At 49.6% G+C, this 20186-nt stretch carries 16 protein-coding genes and 1 pseudogene; 3 read left to right on the top strand and 14 right to left on the bottom strand.

The annotated features are described in order from the left end of the window. Positions 1-39: 39 nt before the first annotated feature. From PAT3040_RS07845 to PAT3040_RS07830, 4 genes are all read right to left on the bottom strand, one after another. The gene (locus PAT3040_RS07845) at positions 40-1056 is read right to left on the bottom strand and encodes a leucine-rich repeat domain-containing protein (protein ID WP_108992167.1); all 1017 of its coding nucleotides are present in this window, start codon (positions 1054-1056) and stop codon (positions 40-42) included. 12 nt (positions 1057-1068) lie between these two features. After that, positions 1069-1614, bottom strand: a complete 546-nt coding sequence (locus tag PAT3040_RS07840) for a hypothetical protein (RefSeq protein WP_258234893.1) — start codon at positions 1612-1614, stop codon at positions 1069-1071. A gap of 58 nt (positions 1615-1672) precedes the next feature. Continuing rightward, entirely contained in the window at positions 1673-2239 is a 567-nt protein-coding gene (locus PAT3040_RS07835) for a hypothetical protein (protein ID WP_108992165.1), read from the bottom strand. A 250-nt stretch (positions 2240-2489) separates the two neighbouring features. Then, positions 2490-3683, bottom strand: a complete 1194-nt coding sequence (locus PAT3040_RS07830; protein WP_108992164.1) for a pectin acetylesterase-family hydrolase — start codon at positions 3681-3683, stop codon at positions 2490-2492. A gap of 62 nt (positions 3684-3745) precedes the next feature. On the opposite strand from PAT3040_RS07830, the gene PAT3040_RS07825 reads away from it, so the two are divergent. After that, the gene (locus PAT3040_RS07825; protein ID WP_219930253.1) at positions 3746-4294 is read left to right on the top strand and encodes a hypothetical protein; all 549 of its coding nucleotides are present in this window, start codon (positions 3746-3748) and stop codon (positions 4292-4294) included. 518 nt (positions 4295-4812) lie between these two features. On the opposite strand, the gene PAT3040_RS07820 is transcribed toward PAT3040_RS07825, so the two are convergent. The 9 genes from PAT3040_RS07820 to PAT3040_RS07780 all read right to left on the bottom strand — a co-directional run bounded on the left by PAT3040_RS07820 (position 4813) and on the right by PAT3040_RS07780 (position 17962). Continuing rightward, a complete protein-coding gene (locus PAT3040_RS07820; protein WP_108992162.1) occupies positions 4813-5997 on the bottom strand; it encodes a glycoside hydrolase family 88 protein in 1185 nt (394 codons plus the stop codon). Positions 5998-6009: 12 nt separating this feature from the next. Next, positions 6010-7077 (bottom strand): M14 family zinc carboxypeptidase, encoded by a 1068-nt coding sequence (locus PAT3040_RS07815; protein ID WP_181376493.1) that lies wholly within the window; start codon positions 7075-7077, stop codon positions 6010-6012. A gap of 25 nt (positions 7078-7102) precedes the next feature. Continuing rightward, a complete protein-coding gene (locus tag PAT3040_RS07810) occupies positions 7103-10348 on the bottom strand; it encodes a polysaccharide lyase family 8 super-sandwich domain-containing protein (protein WP_108992160.1) in 3246 nt (1081 codons plus the stop codon). 36 nt (positions 10349-10384) lie between these two features. Beyond that, positions 10385-11218, bottom strand: coding sequence for a carbohydrate ABC transporter permease (locus PAT3040_RS07805; protein WP_108992159.1), 834 nt, complete (start codon positions 11216-11218; stop codon positions 10385-10387). Beyond that, a complete protein-coding gene (locus PAT3040_RS07800; RefSeq protein ID WP_219930252.1) occupies positions 11208-12098 on the bottom strand; it encodes a carbohydrate ABC transporter permease in 891 nt (296 codons plus the stop codon). Before PAT3040_RS07800 ends, PAT3040_RS07805 begins: the two co-directional genes overlap by 11 nt. A 28-nt stretch (positions 12099-12126) precedes the next feature. Next, on the bottom strand, positions 12127-13458 hold the full coding sequence (locus PAT3040_RS07795) for an ABC transporter substrate-binding protein (protein ID WP_108992158.1): 1332 nt from the start codon (positions 13456-13458) through the stop codon (positions 12127-12129). Between the two features lie 84 nt (positions 13459-13542). After that, on the bottom strand, positions 13543-14310 hold the full coding sequence (locus PAT3040_RS07790) for a response regulator transcription factor (RefSeq protein WP_108992157.1): 768 nt from the start codon (positions 14308-14310) through the stop codon (positions 13543-13545). After that, the gene (locus PAT3040_RS07785) at positions 14307-16070 is read right to left on the bottom strand and encodes a cache domain-containing sensor histidine kinase (protein ID WP_181376492.1); all 1764 of its coding nucleotides are present in this window, start codon (positions 16068-16070) and stop codon (positions 14307-14309) included. The genes PAT3040_RS07790 and PAT3040_RS07785 overlap by 4 nt, the downstream gene beginning before the upstream one ends. Positions 16071-16294: 224 nt before the next feature. Beyond that, positions 16295-17962, bottom strand: coding sequence for a DUF6138 family protein (locus PAT3040_RS07780; RefSeq protein WP_108992155.1), 1668 nt, complete (start codon positions 17960-17962; stop codon positions 16295-16297). A gap of 298 nt (positions 17963-18260) precedes the next feature. Here PAT3040_RS07780 and PAT3040_RS07775 point away from each other — a divergent pair, with 298 nt between their 5' ends. Next, the gene (locus tag PAT3040_RS07775; protein ID WP_108992154.1) at positions 18261-18500 is read left to right on the top strand and encodes a hypothetical protein; all 240 of its coding nucleotides are present in this window, start codon (positions 18261-18263) and stop codon (positions 18498-18500) included. Positions 18501-18535: 35 nt separating this feature from the next. Continuing rightward, complete coding sequence (locus PAT3040_RS07770) at positions 18536-19990, top strand: MDR family MFS transporter (RefSeq protein ID WP_108992153.1); 1455 nt, start codon at positions 18536-18538, stop codon at positions 19988-19990. On the opposite strand, the pseudogene PAT3040_RS38495 reads toward PAT3040_RS07770, so the two are convergent. Next, positions 19967-20186 (bottom strand): annotated as a pseudogene (locus PAT3040_RS38495) (hypothetical protein); the annotation flags it as partial. The gene PAT3040_RS07770 and the pseudogene PAT3040_RS38495 overlap by 24 nt on opposite strands.

Below are 20186 nucleotides of genomic sequence, written 5' to 3'. Positions count from 1 at the left end.
TTTCGGCCCTCCTCCATTTCCCTTCCTGCATACATAAGTTCAAGTCAACTGAAATCCCAATTTCAATAAAGATTGTTGTATTTCCTCGTCTACTTTGCTTTTGGCCGTCGCGAATTCGACTGTAGATAAAGAACTTGGCAGGGGCTGATGGATAAAGCCGTCGAAATCGACTGCCGTTTTGGAGATGCGAAGCTTGCGCAGAGAAGGCAATTGCTTCAGTCCCGTCACATGGGATAAACCTTTGCAATTGGAAATGGACAGCTCCTCCAACGCTTTCATCTCCCGGTCAAAGGCAATTTCATTCAGTTGAATCTGGTCCTCGACGACAAGTCTCGTGATGGATCGGAAGTTCGCAATGTTGGACAAGTCATTGAAACCGCGGACTCTGCATATCTCCAGATCGTCGATGTCATTTTCCTCGATTTCCCGGATATGCTCCCGTCCCCCTAACAAGATGCGAAGATGCTTCAGCTTCCTCAACCGGTTAACAAAATGAACCGGCAGTTTGCCGATGGAATGCAGCGCGAGATAGTTTAAGTCCTCCAGCTCGCCTACCGCATCGAGATTTTTTACTTTGCCTCCGACATGCAAGTGCTCCAATTGCGTATAAGCTTTAAAATGTTGTAGATTGAGCGTTTTTTTATCCGACATAATCGTTAGCTCTGTTAGAGATCGCAGCGTTTCGATGTCCAAAATATCCGAATTTTCCAACTCGTATATCCCCACGTGCAAGTTGCGCAAGTGCTCCAGCTTGGCCAATGCTTCCGTGTTATGCGCATTGGCGAGACTATTGATATTCAGCATTTTGACATGGGGAACCCGCAAGAGCGTATGACAATCAAAGGACAGGGAATAGTGGGCGTAGAAACGCACTCCGAAATTCTCATCGTAACGGGCGCAAAGCTCGTCCACTTCCTCCAAGATAGACCCATAAAAGTCCGGGTGGGAAAACTGGACAAAGACTTGGTTGCCGTCGCGCAAGTCCTGCTCGATCTGGACGCGGTCCAGCGCAACAGGATCGTTAATCAGGATCTTTTTTTTCCATATCTTACGCATGAGTGCTCCCTCCTATCGGCCATGGATGACAAGTCCGTATTTGCCGAACATCCACGACCCCTTCAAATCCTGCATCGCATCAGGGCTTATACGCACGGAGGGCTTTTGCTCCTTCATCGCATCCGCATCATGCGCCGAGAAGCGAAGCGGCTTTGTCCTTTTTTTAATAAAGCCCGTTATTTCATCGAATAACGTATAGGTGAGCGGCCTATGGTCCCGGATATCCTCATAGATGTAATACTTCCCTTGTTCATCCTCCACATCCACTTGAAAGCCCTTAGGAAACGAAAGCAGAATGCAAGGCAGCTCATCCTCCGCCCATTGTCCGTAATAGGGAAACGGGACGCCCTCATTTCGCGCAAAAAATCCGGAGCTTTCCTTATCGGCCGTTACAGCAATGGAATAAACAAAGTGCGGGTAATAACCAGTCCCTTTTTCCGCTGTCGCAAAGTGCCGATAAAAGGTCTGGTACGCCGCATACACCTGGCTCCGATCATGCTCCGTCCGGACGGAATTGGTTAGCTGAAATTGAGCCTGCTTATCGTCAAACAGCTTCAAAACGCTTTTAAACTCTTCCGGACTTATGAAGAATCTAAGCTTGTAAAATCCGCTGTTCTTAAAATTCATATTTCACGAAACGTTCTTTGAGCGTTTCTTCGTGCGGTACCCACTCCCAATCACTCCATAGCGACGTTTTCACGATTGCCGACAGCTTATCTACGGCTTGTTCCGGACTCGTCGTGTTAATGAGATCGTCAAAATCCTCATTGCCGATACCCCACGCCGTCCGCAAGTAGTCATCGTTTATACGCTCTTCTTGAAGTTGCTCATATTCATCTCTCGTCCATTGCTCGCAAAAGATTTTTTCGGCTTGAATGTCCCCATTCTCGTAAAACGACACCTCGAATAATTCCTCATTCATATAAGCGGTGGTCATCACCGGGCCTTCGATAAGCCCGGACAATGCTTTGCCAACCTTCTTCACCGTACCCCAAACAAAATATTCATGCAGCACGCTGATCCAGTTCTCGTCGCTTTGGCTTACAAGCATGACCTCTTTGGTCTCTTGAGCTTCTTTTCTGCCCAACACTTTGCCATGCCCTTCGCTTAGCTCTTTAAGTGCTTCGACAGTCTTCTCAAGGTTACTCGACTTGATATGCAAATTTGCGAATGATCTTCCCATGTGATGGCCTCCTGCATTTAAGGTAGGGGTTGTTACAAGCTCATACCCCATCTATTAGCCCTATGTATTATTGGGCTTAACTCCATTATAAAGATTGGTTATATCGATTCTACCGACTTTTTTCCTGAGTTATGGAAAATTAGTCCATTCTCGCTCAAAAAAAAGAGGGTGCCTCATCGTCGCTTAGGACTTGAGACACCCTCAATTGAACACCTGTCGTTAACAATCATAATTTTAGATCGCTGCCCCCTTACTTTACAAAATGCCGCCCCACGGAGTAATACTCATCCTTAATCACGGCATCGTCCAGCCACTTCATCAGCTTGACCCCATCCTGTTCGGCTTTGTAGAAATGATTTAATGGGGATAGTGTATGCGGTGTCCTCCCCGTCTTCTCGTTAAGACCATAATCAGTGATGTAATAATAGTAGCCTGGCACTGTATCAGATAGCTCTCCAGCAGACTGCAGCATGCGAGCCGACCAGAGATCGATATATTCGCCATCATCCGAATCGTCATCATTCAGATCCTTTTCAAAGTCGAACAACAGCTCATCATAAAGCGTATTGGACTGCAAAAGTACCGCGTTGTCCGGGAGCAGCTTGCGGTTCGCCTCGAATACGGACGAAATCAAATCGCCATGGACTTCATAACCGAAGGTTTCTGCAAAGTTAGCCTTCCATTCGTTATCGATAATATCCGGCCAGCGGTCGGCATTTAAGTAGGAGCCGTCTGAATATTGATAAATGCGGGCATTCGGGTAGCGTTTTGCAATCTCAGGAGCCCAGAATGCAGCTCCGAATCCTCCGGCGCTTTCTCCCGCAATGAGGATCTTTTCCGGCTCAGCGAAATGGTTTGTAATCCATTCCAATGCTGCTCGCGTATTGGTTTGACCGTTATAACGCATTGTAAACGGCTTACCTTTGGCGTCCGTATATTCCTTGGATTCATTTCCGATATGCAGATCACCAGTCGAATAAGGGATATATACAATATTCCAATCCTTAAACGGATTGTCAGGATTATTATTTTCCAACAGGCCGCCAAGTGTACTTACTTTAAAGAATGGAATGTTCGGAAAGTAATATTTGATCTCACCGTTCTTCATTACATGACTCAGACTGATCGGCTGCGCGGCAGTTTCAGCATCCCAGGCCACACCGCCACCAGAAAAAAAGATGATTAATTTATCTTCAGCGGCCGCTCCCTTATTGGCAAGCAAATAATATTCTGAACCATCTGCTGAAATGACTTGTGCATCCTGGTCAAACTTGATTTTATTCCAGACATAGCGCTCCGCAGCATCCCATTTATTCGGTTCGGCAGGCTTTTCAAGTATAAAAAAATAAACATAACCCGCCAAAACACCTGAAATAAGCACAATTCCTCCTATTGCAGACAGAAGAATCTTGTTGATTCTCTTCACTATTACCTTTTTTTTCACTCAAAAACCGTCCTTCCAACCATGATATATCTCCCAGATCAGAGCGTTAAGTGCTTACTTTTTTGGCATTTTGCATTGTTCGAGGGGATTTCAAAAACTTTATATCAGTAAACTTAATTTTTCGTCGTCAGTCCAACAATCTTTCAGATAACTTAGCAATGGAGTTTACATCAAACGAGAACGGCGATAATGTTGTGCTTGATGGTATTATACTTCCAATGGTAGGGATTGAAAACTATCCCTATACCATCATATTTAACCTTTCTGGTGATACACCGGAATTATTAAAAACAGATAGCCATTTACAATTCAGACGTGACGGCTATTCGCTAAAAGTTGAAAACAACATACTTATGCTGTTTACTTGGCGAATATTAGAACAATTCACTAACGAAAGAGTCAACGCTTTACTTAATCATTACCGACAATACAACAGACCAATGATTGAAATTGAAAACGGCTGGTACAGCATAGAGATATTGGGCGGAGAAACGTTGCAAGATTCATATTATGAACCCACATTCGAGTTTATTTTGCGAAAGACAGACAGGAAGGGGCCAGCGGAATTTGACATCCATACAGATTTTATGATTAAAAATTCCGCCTACTAAAGCGAAATAGATAAAAGCCAATCCCGCCGCCCCGCCTTTTACAGTTCCATATCCTGCGCCCAACGAACTGGCGGTCAACGATTACAGGCCAGCCCTTGCAGGAGAAAACCTGCATGAAGGACTGGCCCGTGCGGCGCTTAACGGCGCTCTTCGTCGAGCGCCGCGAACGCTTCTTCCGTTATTTTACGACCGTACTGATTTGAAACCCTCCATCGGACGTTCTGCCCGCGTTCGCGAAGTCCACGGCAGACGCGCCGGTCCCGGGATTCAAGATCGCAATGACGAAAGAAATCTACATCAGTCTAGGGGTCGACCCGCCATCCTCGTTATGAGTTGGCGGGAATCCAGGAAACATAATAGAGAGCTAAAGACTTTTTTCCTAGATTCTTGCCAAGTGTCGTTCTTCTGAGGTTATGAACCTGGATTTACTGTATAAAAAAGGCCCCTAGGCTGAACACCTGGAAAAAAGCGTTCAGGCCTGGAGGGCCGGTTTCATGATTTACCTCACTGCAAATGATTTACCAATACATCTTCCAGTTCTTGGACAAACGAACCAGCGCCTCGAAGTAATAGTAATCTCCCCACAGATTGCATTCATCCACGCCCATGCCTTGCGGAACGCTATATACGGCATGCAGCAGAAGTCCGTCGCATTCCGGCTCCGAAGCGGCGGAATAGCTGCTGATAAGGGAACGGACGATGGCAACAGCCATCTTCTCGTATATTCCTTTATCCGCATCCGTCTCCGGCAGAGCGTCTGCGAGCTGCAGCATTCCGCATGCGGCTATGGCTGCCGCTGAACTGTCCTTCGGCACTTCTTGCCCAGAGAGGGACAAGTCCCAATACGGAATCAAATCGCCCGGAAGCCTGTTCCAGAAATAATGAATCAGTTTTTTGCCAAGCTTCAGATATTGTTCATCTCGTACGTAAGCATAGTTCAGCGGAAATCCGCATATCCCCCATGCTTGACCGCGCGCCCAGCAGGAATCGTTAGCGTAACCGCCGGATGTTTTGCCGAAGAGCGGCTCGCCTGTTTCCGGGTTCATGTAGTAAGTATGATAGGTGGATGAATCTTCGCGAACAATATGGGAGGCCGTCTGCTCCAGATGGCGCTCGGCCGCTTCTGCATAGCGGCGTTCGCCGCTTACTTCGCTTGCCCAATACAATAGTGGCAAGTTATTGAGACAATCGATAATAAAACGCCCGCGTTGATTGGGATCGCTCAGGTTGCCCCATGCCTGGATGATTCCCGCTTGCGGCAAGTAACGATCCATCAACCGATCCGCCGCTTCCAACGCGGCTTCTTTCGCTTTTAAGCTTCCTGTCAATTTGTAAGCCGATACGCAAGATAGGGTATACAGAAAGCCAAGATCGTGCGTCTCGATATCGATTCGCTCGCGAATACGGCGATCAAAGCTATCCGTATGAATCTCGGCCGCCGCACGGTATTTCTCTTCTCCCGTCACCTCGTAAGCGAGCCACAGCTGCCCGGTCCAGAATCCCGTCGTCCAGTGGACATTGTCACCCGCCTCGTATTGTAGAGAGGTCGTCGTTGGTCCGGGAAAAGCGTGCGTAAAGTCCTCGAGCTTGCGATCGATCTGCTTCAGAACAAATGATATCGCTTGTTCCAGTTCGTCCCGCCCGAGCGTCGTTGACGCAAATTTATCTCGAGATTGAATTTCTTCCTTCATAACCGTCTTCATGTGAGCACCTCGTTATGTGATGTCTTGCCCTTCGGCAGCTCCTGCTATCGGAATACCGTTATCGCCTGCAAGGAGATCGCGAATCAATTCTTCAAACAGGACAAAATGCGCATCCAAAATTTCGTCCGCGCTTAATATGACACCGCCCGCGTCCAATCCCATGCTTGTTTCGTAAACCACGCTCGCCCCTCCGCATACATGATGGACGGCCGATGCCAAATTAAAGGACGGGGGCGGCGACTCCATTCCGTCTTCGGCCGGCGTAAGACGACTGATATACGGCAGGCCCCGTTCACTTGAACGCTTATCCAGACGTACGTCGAGACGATGCAATTTCCGTTTGACGATATGCGGAATATAATGGGTCGGCAGCATGCCGTTTTTCCCGTTGCCTCCGGAATGAAGAAGGACGGTCATGTCCGGTGCTTCATCAGCCGCAAGACGCAGGAGAGCTTTCGTTTCGTTCGCGAACGGTTCAAAAAACTGATCATGCATCATATTGACGCCGTCATCATTAAAGTAGGCGCCGAGGTAATCGACATGCTCGCGAATCGGATGCGCCTTCTTGCAATCCGGGTACCCGCACAGAGTGCCGTCCTTCCAAGTGCCTTGCATATAATAGCGCATCGTTTCCATTGTTTTGCCGGAGAAGCTGTCGAACGGAACACGCGCCCTGCCGTCCGGATTCATGCACGGAATGAGAAGAAGGCGAAGCCGCCGGGCATGCTCGAATATATAATCATGCCGTTTCCCTCTGCCGTCGACCCCCGTTTCCAGAACATGAATGAAATGGAGGAGCGCAACGATTGCGTCCATTTCACCGCCGTGAATCCCTCCGACGAGCAAAACGACAGGAGCCGAGCTCGTCTTGTCGGCATAGCAGGACAGATCGCCCGCTCCGGCGGCGGAGCCGTAATTGGCTTGCCGCCGGAGCTCTGCCTTCGGGCCGTATTCAAAAAGCGTCACTTCTCTATGGCCGGCCGAGCGGACAAGGACGCTGCTGCGCCCCGTCCGAACGGAGCTTGCCGCCGCATCAATATGCTCCGGCCTGGATGTCCACCAGTCAGGATGCGTTCCCACAAGCTTTCCCTCCCTGAACAACCGCTTATTGCGCGGTCAGCTTGATATAATCATTGCCGAGCGTGTAGCCTGAACTGCTAGCATGCTTGCCTGTTACGATAAACCTGAACCGCTTAGTGCCTGCGGAGCCGAATGTATGCTGGCCCATATCGAACGTCTCATAGCCGTCAACGGAAGCATATTGATCCTTCTCCGTTCCAACGTACACGTTTTCCTGTGGCAAATAGAGCTTGAATTTCGCGCGCGTATTGTTGGTTTTGGCATGCAATTGAATCTGATACGTTCCTGGCGCCGGCACGTCGTATTCGTACTCTACATAATCGTTCACGGCCGTCGCGTTCAGCTTTTGCCACAGGTTGTTGCTAGCCTTGGAATCCAGATGCTGCGACAAAGCGGCTCCCGAGGTGACGGCAGGCAGCTTCTCCGCTTCGCCTGCTAGCTGGTATTCCAGCTTTACGGCATCGGCAATCGTATAGCCCGGATTGGTTGATAAAATTTTGATGGTGTTGCTCGTTCCGGCTTCCATATCGTAGTTGCCGATAAACACCCATTGTCCGCCATTTTGTTTTTGGTTGACCGTTTTGTACGTATCGATGCCATCGGCGTCCTTTATTTCCAAAGGCGCGGCGGCCGGCCGATTGGATGCCGCGGCCCATTGCATATACAAAGCGTAATTCCCGCTTTTCCCAATATACGGCGTCCACATGGCCCACTTCCCGGGATCGGCGCTGCTTGTATTGTCCGTCCAATAATCCTCGCCGTAATAACCGGCCACGTTGGACAGACTCCGCCATGCCGAATCGCTTGCAAACCCTTTGTCCTTATTGTCGACGATAATGACATCCTGCGCGGCGGGCGGATCCGGCGGCACCGGATTAGGAACGGGCGTGCCGGTCAAGCTGAACTTTGCCCTCAGCGATTGGCCCATCGTTCCATTTACATCGGCTCTAAGCTTAATGTACGGATGGTATTGTACCACCGTCATTCCGGGATCGGCGGAGATCAGTCCGGTCGCGCTTCGAGCGATGGATATCTCGATATAACCGTCATTAAGCTGGGTAGGATCGGAGACGGCGATCTCGATGTCGCCGGATGTTTCATGCGTCATCACGGACGCGCGGCGGTTCGTTGTGATCAGGTCAACCGATGTAACGCCATCGTTCCAGAAGTTGGCGGCGACAATACCCAGCCCCGTTTCCTTGACCGCGTGGACGTCGGAGGTGTTCTCAAGAACAACAATATCCGGCGCAGCCGCGTAATCCCCCGTTTGGACAGCTGTTTTATTAGGCAGCAGCACGTATTCGTACTTCTCTCCGGAAGGATTCGTCCCATGGTTGAACCATAGATTCAGAAAGTTGTTCGTGTGCATCGCCGCCGATGTGACGGGACGGTCGTTGATGCTGGTCCAGCTGTCCGTTCGCGATTCGCGGAGAGCATGGACCGCTGCCGTCCCCGGAAAATAATAGCCGATATCGGAGCCTGCCACGTTGCCGGCCAAATGAGCCCAGCTCGTGTTCGACATGGTTTCGGACCAGCCTGTCGCGCTCGGCTTGGCCGCGCCGTCAACGATAAACGCGTTGCTTCCGCTCCCATTCAGCTTGCGGTTTTCCACAATCGTTTCCACCGCGATGCCGTCCGTGCTTCGGATATCCGAGCCCAGCGCAACCACTTCGTCATCGAACATAAACCATGATTTTTTGGCGCTGAGATTCTGATTGTACGGATGCAGAGACATGCCGGATACGCCGTATAAGCCGGCGATGTCCGAGCCGCCGACCCATGCTTGATCGGAGAATCGTCTTGTCAGGCTGACGGAATCCTTCAGTACCGTCGTGCCGGGAAGACGGAAGGCGTTTACGGTCGGCCAAAAGTTGTCGCTGAACTGCGTCAAATCATTGTTGTACAAATAGGTCATCCCGTCCGATGTATGGTGCGCACGCAAATTTTCATTGTGCATCGTCTCGAAATTATGAACGCGCGTCGAATGCATGCTCACGCCGAAGCCGAACCCCGGCCTCAGATGGACAAGCCGGTCCATGGCGGGATACCGGTGATGCTTCACCAACTCTCCTCTGGGGACAATGGCGGTATCGTTCATCAGCTCTTTCGTCCAAACAATCAGATAGATGGGTGCATCCTCATAGAAGCTTCTCGTCGTGTCTTCTTGCAGCCAATACTTGGCCATTTGCTTGAAGGCAAGCGCGTCGCTTGGCGGCGCGAACTGCGAAAGCTCGATAATGGTGCCAATCAATTGCTGCCCGGAAACGTGCTCCTGAAGCTGCTCTCTGCTCGCCTCCCGGCCGGACACCATGCTCATCATGCCGCCCTTATAAATCAACGGTTCATAGGAGTCATACACCCATTGATACATATGGCTCAAGTCGGGGTCGGTTACTTCCCAAGTCGAGCCGTCCAGCAGCCGCACCATACCGGTCAAAGTGGCGAGCAGCGATCTGCCGTACCCCCCGTTGTAAGGAATATTGTCATGAAAAATATAAGAGCCATCCCTATAGAAGCCCGGCCCTTTATCCACATAGTCAAACACGTCGCTTAACGCGTTCCGGGCGATGGCGATTTTGGCGCCGTCCTTCACGATAATGCCTCGAACGGCAACGATATTCGCCTTCCATACGCGATTGGACGACGTACTGACCGTGTCCCCGCGCAACAATGTCGGATCGGGACTAAATGCTTCGACCGCGTTCATATAATCCGTAATGGCAGAGGAGGCCAGCTCATCGTAAAGCAAGACGACCGTGTCGTTAAGAGCGGCTGGAACGCCGATTTCCCAATCCCACCAATTATCGTACCGAGTCACGGTTTCGTTGAATCGATTGTCGTACAACCACTCCAGCGCGCTCTTCATGTCGGACAAGAGGGCCGCATTGCCTTCAAGAGCTCCGCCCGCCGTCCGGTATGCAATAGCCATGCTTTTCAACCGGCTGTAGCTTCGCGTAATATCCGCCGATATGGCGGGACTGGTGGAATCCGCCCACAAGTGGGTTCTTCCGCTCGACTTGTCCATACTGTCCCAGAATGTCTGGGCGCTTGTATCGATGGAGCCGATTCTTGCGGCGATGTCGGGATCGAGCGGATCGTAGCTCGAACCGCCCGTCAATTTGTCCGCCAGCTTCGCGCGGAGTCCGTCAAATTCATCGGCGGCTCGCGCATCCGAAGGGGGAATCAAACAGAAGACAAGCGCAACGGCCAGCCATATATTCAGGATTCGGCTGCCGCTGCCCGCTCGATGATTCGTTCCGAATTCAAACATGAAGCATTCCTCCTTGTTTATATACAAGTTAAGCAATTACTTCAAACCGGTATTGGAAATCCCTTCAACGAACTTGTTTTGCGCCATGAAAAATACGATAAGCAGCGGCAGCGTCGCCACGGTGGACGCCGCGAGCAGCAGCGGCCAATCGACGCCCGCGTCCGTCGTCAATAACGCAAGACCGATCGGCAGCGTAAATAGTTCTTTTGTATTGAGATAGATCAACGGATCAAAAAATTCGTTCCACCTGTCCAGAAACGTAAAAATACTGACCGTCGCAAGCGCCGGAACCGCAAGCGGAAGCATAATGTAGCGGAAGGTTTGAATGGGCGAGCAGCCGTCCAGCTTGGCTGCTTCATCCAGTTCATCCGGAATCGTGATAAAAAATTGCCTGACGATAAACGCGCCGAAGATGGCTCCCGCCCCCAGCATCGGTGGCAAAATCAACGGAATATGCGTATCGACCCACCCCAGCTCGGACATCCAGGTGAATAACGGAATGGCGGTCACTTCGGTTGGAATCATCATGCCTGACAACAGAATAAGAAAAATCGGGTTGCGCAGCGGGTACTGCATCTTGGCGAAGCTGTAGCCCGCCATTGCGGCCACCAGGCCGGTTCCGGCAGTGACGATAACAGCGATATATACACTATTAAAAAAATAAGAGCCGAACGGCATTTTCGTAAAAATATCGGCATAGTTTTGCCAAACCGGCGGATTGGGCAGCCATTGCGGCGGGAACTGGAAGACGGCCGATTCCGGCTTGAGCGACGTTGTCACCATCCAGAAGAATGGAAACAACATGCCAAGGCTGACAACGGTAAGTCCGGCATAAATCCATATCTGCCCGACGATCCCTTTATTGTTCATAGTGCACCCACTTTCTGCGAAGCTGCCATTGCACGATGGTGAGCAGCAGAATGATAAAGAACAAAATAAACGCGATCGTCGATGCATACCCAAATTCAAAGGATCGGAATGCAAGCCGGTAAATGTAGTACACCATGACATAGGTGCTTGTGCCGGGTCCGCCCTGCGTCATGACGTACACCTGGCCGAACACTTTCAGCGAACCGATAATCGTAATAATCGTAGTCAGAAAAATAGCCGGCGAGATAAGCGGCAGCGTAATGCTGCGAAAAGCCTTCCACGGCGAAGCTCCGTCGATTTTGGCGGCTTCGTAATAGGACGTTGGCACAGTCTGGAGCGCGCCAAGGAAAATGACCATATTCATCCCGACGTTTTTGAGCGCGCTGACTAGAATAACAACGGGCATCGTCCATGTCATGGAGTAAAGCCACGGAATGTCCGTACCGCCGAATTGCCGGACGAGCAGGTTGACCAGACCGCCGTCCGTTGCAAATATAAATTTCCACACGATGGACCAGACCACGAAAGAAACGACGACCGGCGTAAAGATCGCCGTGCGGAACAGTCCGATTCCGGGCAGCTTTCTCCGGAGCAGCAAGGCGAGCAGCAGCGCAACCACGATATTGATCGGCACCATGCCGGCAGAGAAATACAGCGTATTGCGCAGCGTCGTCCAGAGTACCGGGTCCTCGGTCAGCGCCCGGATGTAGTTGTCGGCTCCGACAAACTCCAGATCGTTCATCAGCGACCAATTGGAGAAGCTCATGATGAACGCATATACAATCGGACCAAGCAGGAATAATGCAAAGCCCAGTACGATCGGTAAAATAAAGGCATAACCATAGACAATTTCCGTTCGCCTCAGGCTGCCGATTCGCATATATCCCACTCCTTCATTTGCACCCTCCTTATTTCAACAGCGGATTAACGGCTTGCTCCATCAATTTAAGAGCTTCCTCGGCTGTAACGATGCCTGTCAGGAATGCATCAAAATTCGCGGCGATCTGCTCGTCGATTTGCACCCAATTGGGATGCCCCGGACGAATACGCCCATTGTCCATGCGATCGTAGGCCGCGACTTTCATTGTTTCCGCGGATGGATGCGCATACAGATTCAGGTAATCGTCGGAAGTAAGAATCGACTTACGCTGCGGCACGAAGAAGTCGGCAATGGTTGAAGCGTTTTCTTTATTGGTTAGGAATTTTATAAACTTCGCGGCTTCCTCTTGCTGCTCCGATTTGAATACGGAATATCCCGCAAATCCAAGCGCGACGGGATGTCCGCCTGCTCCGGTCGGCACTGGCGCTATATCCCAGTCAAAATCAACCTTGTCGCGGTATTTGCTCGTATTCGTGACATTTTCGAGAGACATGCCAAGCTTGCCGCCGTCAAACGTAATTTGCGAACCGATGCTTGGGTGGGAACGGCTCTCGAGAAGCTGCTTGTAATAGTTCAGCACGTTTACGCCAATTTCCGAATTTAGCGTAAATGCCGACATGTCTTCATTAAACACTTCTCCGCCCATCGCCCATACAATGCCAAACAAGTAATCGCTCCATAGCTTCGTGTTGACGCCGAACGTAGCGCCGAACACACCCTGGTTCGGATCGGACAATGCTGCCGCCGTTTTTTGCAGCTCCTCATAGGTCCAGTTGCCCTCATTGTACAGCTCCAGCGGCGTCTTCAAGCCCTTGCTTTCGAACATCGTCTTATTGTAGAAGATGACATGCGGCGGCGTGGAAAACGGGATGCCGTACAAACCGCCATTATGCTGAAAGATTTCCAGCGTACTCGGAATAATGTCTGCGAAGTCATAGTCCGGATCGTCCTGCACGTAGCTGGATATGTCCAGCAGCTGATCGTTTTTTAGGAATTGAGGCGCCATCCGCTCGGCCAGCCACGCAATATCCGGCGCCGTCTTGGATGCCGCCATGATCGACAGCTTCTGCTGATAATCCGCGAACGGAATCGACATCACTTCAACGCTTACATGAGGATTAAGCGCCTTGTATTCCTCCGCCAGCGCCTGATACGTTTCAACGCGTGCTTCGCTCCACACGCTCATTGTCAGCTTAACATCCTTCTTTGGAGCAGAGCCGTCCGTATTCGACTTCGCTTCATTTCCCGAAGACGCCCCTTCTCCATTACCCCCTCCAGAATTGCTCTCGCCTCCCGCACAGGCCGCAAGCAAACTTACCAGCATAATCATGACCGTAATACCAACCCATTTTTTCGTCATAAGGCTCCCCTTTCTTGAAAGCGCTTTTCCGCCTTCTCATTGGTAAGTATAGCAACGTCGGTACGGCTCCAAAAACCACGCAGGTTATTGAAAAGGTTCGTAATCTTCACCACTTTGCCGCTCGGGACGGTCTCGGTAATCAGTCGGCGTACAGCCAACGGCTTGCTTGAATATGACCATAAAATGCTTGGCGCTGGCATATCCGCATAGGCCGGCAATCTCGTAAATTTTCAGCTTGCTTTCCTTCAACAGCTTCTTCGCTTTATCCATTCTGCAGCGTTCGATATAATCGGAAAAGTTAATGCCCGTTTCGGCTTTGAACAACGTCGACAAGTATCTGTGATTCATATGCACCTCTTGCGCGATCGCTTGCAGCGTAATGGGCCCGTGCAGACGCTCGGCAACCCGTTGCTTGATCGTACGGATAACAAGGCGCTCCTGCTTTGCGTTCTCCGTATCGCCGGAGGAGGAGAGCGGCGCCTTTTCATCCCGCACTTTGTTTAAAAACAGAGTCAACTGCAGCCGATTGATCGGCTTGAGCAAGTAGTCGTCGGCGCCGTACCGCAACGCCTTCTGGGCGTATTCGAATTCGCCGTGCGCGGAGATGATCAATATCTTCATATCCGGGTAACTCTGATGAATGCGCTCAATCAGCTCAAGACCGTCCATCCCTTTCATTCGGATGTCCGTGATGAGCAAATCCGGCGCCTCCCGCTCCAGACGTACCGTTGCCTCCGCCCCGTCGGAAGCTTCGCCGATCACCTTGAAACCGCTTACCTCTTGTTCCACGAAGTCGCGAATGCTGTTGCGGATTTTCAGCTCATCCTCCACAATAAAAACGGTCACCATCATTTATCCCTCCACTGGAACGGCAGCCGAAGCAAGAATGCCGCGCCGCTCTCCACGCTATAATCTATTTGCACGCCATAAGGCTCTCCGTATCGAATGCGAATTCGCTGGAACACATTACGCAATGCGACTCCTTTACCTCGCTTGTCGTCAAACGCAACAAGCTCGGTGAACAAGTGGTCCCGCCGCTGCATCCGTTCCTCCAGCCGGCTCTTGAACTCGTCGGTCATGCCTATGCCTGTGTCGGAGATACGTATCCATACATCGTCTTCCTCCATCCAGGCTTGAATCGTCACTTCTACCCTGGCCGAAGTCGATGCAAATCCGTGCTCAATGACATTTTCTACAAACGGCTGCAAAATCAGTTTCGGAACCAGACAGCTCTCGAAGGAGGAATCCACTTGATTCGTCAATAAAAGCCGGTTATCCAGCCTGGAGGATTCGATCTCGACGTACGCCTCGACAAACTGCAATTCGTCGCGCAGCGTCGCGGAGCCGATCTGATTATGGATCGTGTAGCGAAGCAGCGCGCCCAGATCCGAAATAAGATCGGACAGCTCCATCACGCGATGTTTCATCGCCACCGCGTTCATCGACTCCAGCATATTGTACAAAAAGTGGGGATTAATCTGGCTTTGCAGCGCGGACAGCTCCGCGTCGCGTTCCCGAAGCTTGGTTTCATAGACCTCCCGGACGAGGCGTTCGATCTCGGCCACCATATTGTTGAAGCCGCCCGACAACACGCCGATTTCATCATTGGTAACGACAGTTGACCGAACAGTGAATGAGCCGTTCTGCACCAGCTTCATCTTGCTGCGCAAATGATGAATCGGCTTTACCAAATAGTTTGATGTGAGCAACGCAAGCAAATAGGCTAGAAGCAAGGCGGCCCCCGACGTAAACAAATTAGAGCGAACCAGCCGGTAGGCGTCCTGCTGCATATCGATGACCGACGCTATACCGACGACTTGAATGCCTGTATAGTCCGATACGACAGAGGCTGTCAAGTAATCGTCGTTTTTCATATAAAGCAGCGGCTCCTCACTCGTAAGGTACGGGTAGAGCAGCTGTTTGTCCCTGTCGAGCAAATATAGCTTATCGTGCGCATTCGGCTTGCCGGATGCATAAGCAATTAAAGACTGAAACGCCCCTGCAGTCAGGTCGATCTTAATCATTCCGAGATAGTCATAGCTGTATGGATCGTAGATTTTCCTGGCAACCGATATCGTAGGGTTGTCATCCTTGGAATAATAGTGGGTATGATGAGGCTTTACGATGACGAATTCCCCTTCGGACAACTTGACATCACTGATCCAAGGCTCGGACGCTTCGGACCATGTGTTGCTCACTTTCGATTTGCTGCTGAACAGATTACCGTCCGGCGACATCAGCACGACATTGCGAATTTCGGGGCGGTCAAACTCCAATGAGGAGATAAATAGCATCATCTTCTGCTGATCGTTAAAGGATACATGGGATTTCCGGCTTTCGTCCCCCGTATGCTTGGACAGGATGTTTATCACCTCGTTGTCATAATACAAGCCCAGTGAAAGCCTTTCCATTTCTTTGATGAAGCGGTCCAAATTAATGCGGATCTGCTCCGTCATTTGTGTCGTGTTAACGGTGGCGCTGACCTTCACCTGCGACATATACCCCTGATAGGTTACAATGCCGCTGATCACGTACGGGATTGTAATTAAAGCCATAAACAACACCATGAATTTGGCTCTGAGCGGAACAAAAAGCTTGTCCCATTGCTTCATACGCATCCTCCTTTTAAATGTCCGATAAGTATACTGGAACGACCGCTCGAAAGACACCATGCAAAGTATTGAAATGGTTCGTGTTATATTCTGAATATCGGAAGTTGAACGTCAAAAGAGAAGCCCGGAAATACATTCGGAGCTTCTCTTTTTCATCAAGAATATATCGTTGCCGTTACTTATCGAAGAAGTATTGAAGACCATGGTTCTGGATTTTTATTAGCTCATCCTCCATTCAACGCCAACAGCTGCTCCAATCCTTCTTTTAGCGGCGACTCTGCTTTTCGTGCGGCTCCTTCTAGCTTCTTCACGCTTCCAAAGACTCGGCACAGTACCATTTCAAGTTCATGAATCTCTTTGCCTTTCAGCGTCTCGATTAGTGCCTCGGCAAGCTCAGGACGGTCGATAGTTAGATTTTTGACCTGTCTTCCCTCGTCATTACCTGCCAGCAAAATGGATACGATCACCGGCATATGCTCTGCCTTTACGCCATGCGCCTCGATAAATGCCTGCGCATACCCATCCTGTACCATTTGGTGCTCCGTATCCACCAGGTCCATATAGCGGCATACCAATGGGAAATAATCCTCGCTGTACAAGCCAAGGCCCAGTACGGCATAAGTGCCCGGCATAACCGATTTCTCGCCCGGCTCCACATCGCTGTACCACGCGAACTCCTCCATCGCCGTATCCGCATATTCTGCAATTTTTGGGAACAACGCCCGGCAGTTGAGTGCATTGGCAAAAAACTGATGCAGCTTGGACTTTGCCAGCATTTTAAACGGAAGCACATGCTTTTGGCTGCTTTTCAGCTTTAGATTGTAGCCCTTGGGGAAGCCCTGGCGCAACAGATCGATGATATAATCGATCGCTTCTCCGTAGGCAGCCTCCTCTTCAGAGAGAATCCGGATGTCGATCATCTGCAATACGTCATTGTTGCGGGCCTCTACTCTCTCTCCCCGATAGGTATTCGCAAATTTTCCGCTGCCTATTTTCAAATAATCTGCTGCCCGCTTAGAACCCAACTGCACCGCAAGTTCTAGGTACTTCAGCCGAGTATTCGGCTCGGTGAAGCCAATCTGTACGGCAGTATAAAGGAAGAAATCCATTTCTCCAGCATCTACGGAAGAATGAATGGCATCCTCCTTCAACACCCATTCGTTTCCATAAAAACCGGTTTGGTTAAAATGCCGCGGTAAAAAGTAATCCTGCGCCCAATGTTTGAAGGCCGCAGTATATTGGCTGATCCAAGCGTTTTTGCGCTCTTGGTTCGTCTTCAGCTTATCGGAGAGTCGTTGGATCAACGGTTCAACCTCTTTTACTTCCTGCTTCATCAGATCAGGATTGACCAAATGGTTGGCAAAAAAGAAAAATTCTTTTTCTCCTGGCAGCACTGGTGGATCAGATAAGACCTTTGTGTGAACAAATTGCTCCAGTATCTGTTTCAATTGACTCAACTTTGGCTCATTGATGAACTGATGGTTAAACGATAATTTCGACTGTTCCCATTCAAACTCAAATACAACTTCAAACTTGTAATCAAAGAAACTCGCTCCCAGCTCCTCAGAGCGGAACAGTCGATCTACACGTTCGCACAAGGCAGGAAAGAATTCCTCGATTAGAAGTTCATTGGTCAGCTCTGTTATATATGTACCCGCTTCGACTTCATAGGAGCTGTCAGACCAAGAGAATGGCTCGTGCACATCGATATGTATGCGTCCATTTGCCCATGTAAACTTGCCTTTTCTCCATGCTACTCGAAGATAATCATTGATTCCGGCTTGCAGCCTGCTTCTATTTTTTAGTTCATTAATTCTCTTGCTTTCTTTTGCGTAAATCGTAGTGACTTCCTGCCATACCTCATTCAGAAAAGCTTCTACAGCGAAATTCAACGGCTTCTCCTCCCACTCTCGTATTCCGCATTGCAACATCTACTTGTTATTTATAACAAGCTTATACGGCTTTGTCATCTTTTTCGTTAACCGGCACGATATCATAATCCCCAAACCTCATCCTGTCAAGAGATAATGTGCGAATGAGCGACATAACGGGGGATCCCCCCTAATGGTTTCGAAATATGAATGAATTTCCGAGAATGAAGAGCGATTTCGCTTTTTCCAATTCATCCGATTTCACGTAAAATTTTCTTCAGGTCGATGGGGAAAGGATAGACAGGAAAGGAGGGCCTGCATGAACAGAGTGGACAAAATCAGATTTATGCTTCTTTACGGTAAAGCGCCCGAAGCAGAATGCTACGGGTACATGGAGTTGAATCGGGATGGCAATATGATTGCACTCTACGATAGGTATGGCGAGGAAATAGACATGAATGGCGGACATGAAATTGTCAGGGTACGGACAATTGGCAAATTCGATGATGAAGACCGCGATAATTTTTATTCCTTGTTAGAAAGTGATGATGCAGGATAATCTGCAGAACGAAAAGAACATCCGGGAGGTAGAAGATGAACGAGCAGGTTCACGATGCAAGTGTAATGAAGAGAGAGCGGATGTTAGCCGCGCTACTCATAGGTGCATTTGTTGCGTTTCTTAGCGAAAATTTACTTGTCAATGCATTTCCTGGATTGATAAGGGAATTCAACGTTGCTCCTTCGACCATACAATGGTTATCAACGGGTTATATGCTCGTGATCGGGGTACTGGTGCCGGTGACCGCATTGCTGCAGCAATGGTTCACGACTCGCCAGATATTTATGTCTGCGATGGCGTTATTTTTAGCCGGTACCTGCTTGTGTGCAGTATCCCCTGGATTCGAAATCTTGCTGATGGGCAGGGTTGTTCAGGCTTGCGGGACAGGATTATTGATACCGTTAATGATGAATACGATTCTCGCCCTTTATCCTTTAGAACGCCGAGGTGCCGCCATGGGACTCATGGGACTGGTCATTATGGTCGCCCCTGTCATCGGGCCAGCTTTGTCGGGTCTGGTCATCGATACCTTAAACTGGCGATGGCTATTCTATATGGTGATTCCTATCGCATTGTTTTCGATTATTTTTGCATTCATGTACTTAAAGAATGTAACAGAACTAACCAAGCCAAGGGTCGATCTTTTATCCATTGCGATGTCAACCATCGGTTTCGGTAGCGTCATCTACGGCTTCAGCCGGACAAATGTCTGGACTGAGCCTGAGGGTTACAGCTTGATTGTCATAGGCAGCCTCTTCTTGCTTTTGCTTGTATGGCGGCAGTTCAAGATCAAAGAGCCTTTGATTGATCTTTCCGTATTCCGGCATCCCACTTTTTCTTTGGTTGCGGCATTGGTAGTCGTCCTGATGATGGTCCTATTCGCCACCACGACATTGCTGCCGATCTATATGCAGGATGTGATGCAGTTGACAGCATTCACGACAGGTTTACTTCTTATGCCCGGCTGTATTTTAAACGCAATGTTGATGCCGGTGACGGGAAAATTATGCGATAAATTCGGCCCGAGATTCGTCATAGTGCCCGGATTGCTCTTGATCGCCATATCGTTATGGCAATTTGCCGGTATCGACAGCGATACTGCGCAAGGTTCCGTTCTCTTCAATCATGTCCTTTTATTCGCAGGCATATCGTTCGTCGTCATGCCGGCTCAGACAACAGGATTGAATCAACTTCCGCGTCATCTAGTTGCCCATGGCACAGCCATATACAATACGCTCCAACAGATTGCCGGGGGAATGGGCATCGCTTTGTTCGTTGGCATCATGTCATCCGGAGCCAATCGTTATCTTCATAATTCGCTCGATCCCACTTCCATGCATGAGAAAACTCAGAGCATCCTTACCGGTCTACAAACGGTTTTTTGGATTGAATTTATTCTCGCCATACTTGTTTTGGTGCTAGGTTGGTTTATAAAAAAATCATCTGTAAATATTGAGAGTGATTCCTTAAATGCACAGAATATGAGCTAAAAGCCGCTGTTGTGCCTCAGCAATTTCCTCTTGGCTCGCCGGAATGCCTACTACTGTGCTATTATCTTTCCGATGAAGGAAAATCTCTAATCTCTCCATTAACGCATCTTTCATATGGAATGTCAGTAACATATAAGTCCAGCGGTATGATGTCAAGTCCCTAATTCGGTCGAATTGGAAATTTTCTTGGCTGTAC

Origin of the sequence: Paenibacillus agaridevorans (assembly GCF_003112455.1) — a bacterium.
In the GTDB taxonomy this organism is placed as follows: domain Bacteria; phylum Bacillota; class Bacilli; order Paenibacillales; family Paenibacillaceae; genus Pristimantibacillus; species Pristimantibacillus agaridevorans.
The sequence above is the reverse complement of the archived record's forward strand: the minus strand, read 5'-3'. Positions and strand labels throughout refer to the sequence as shown.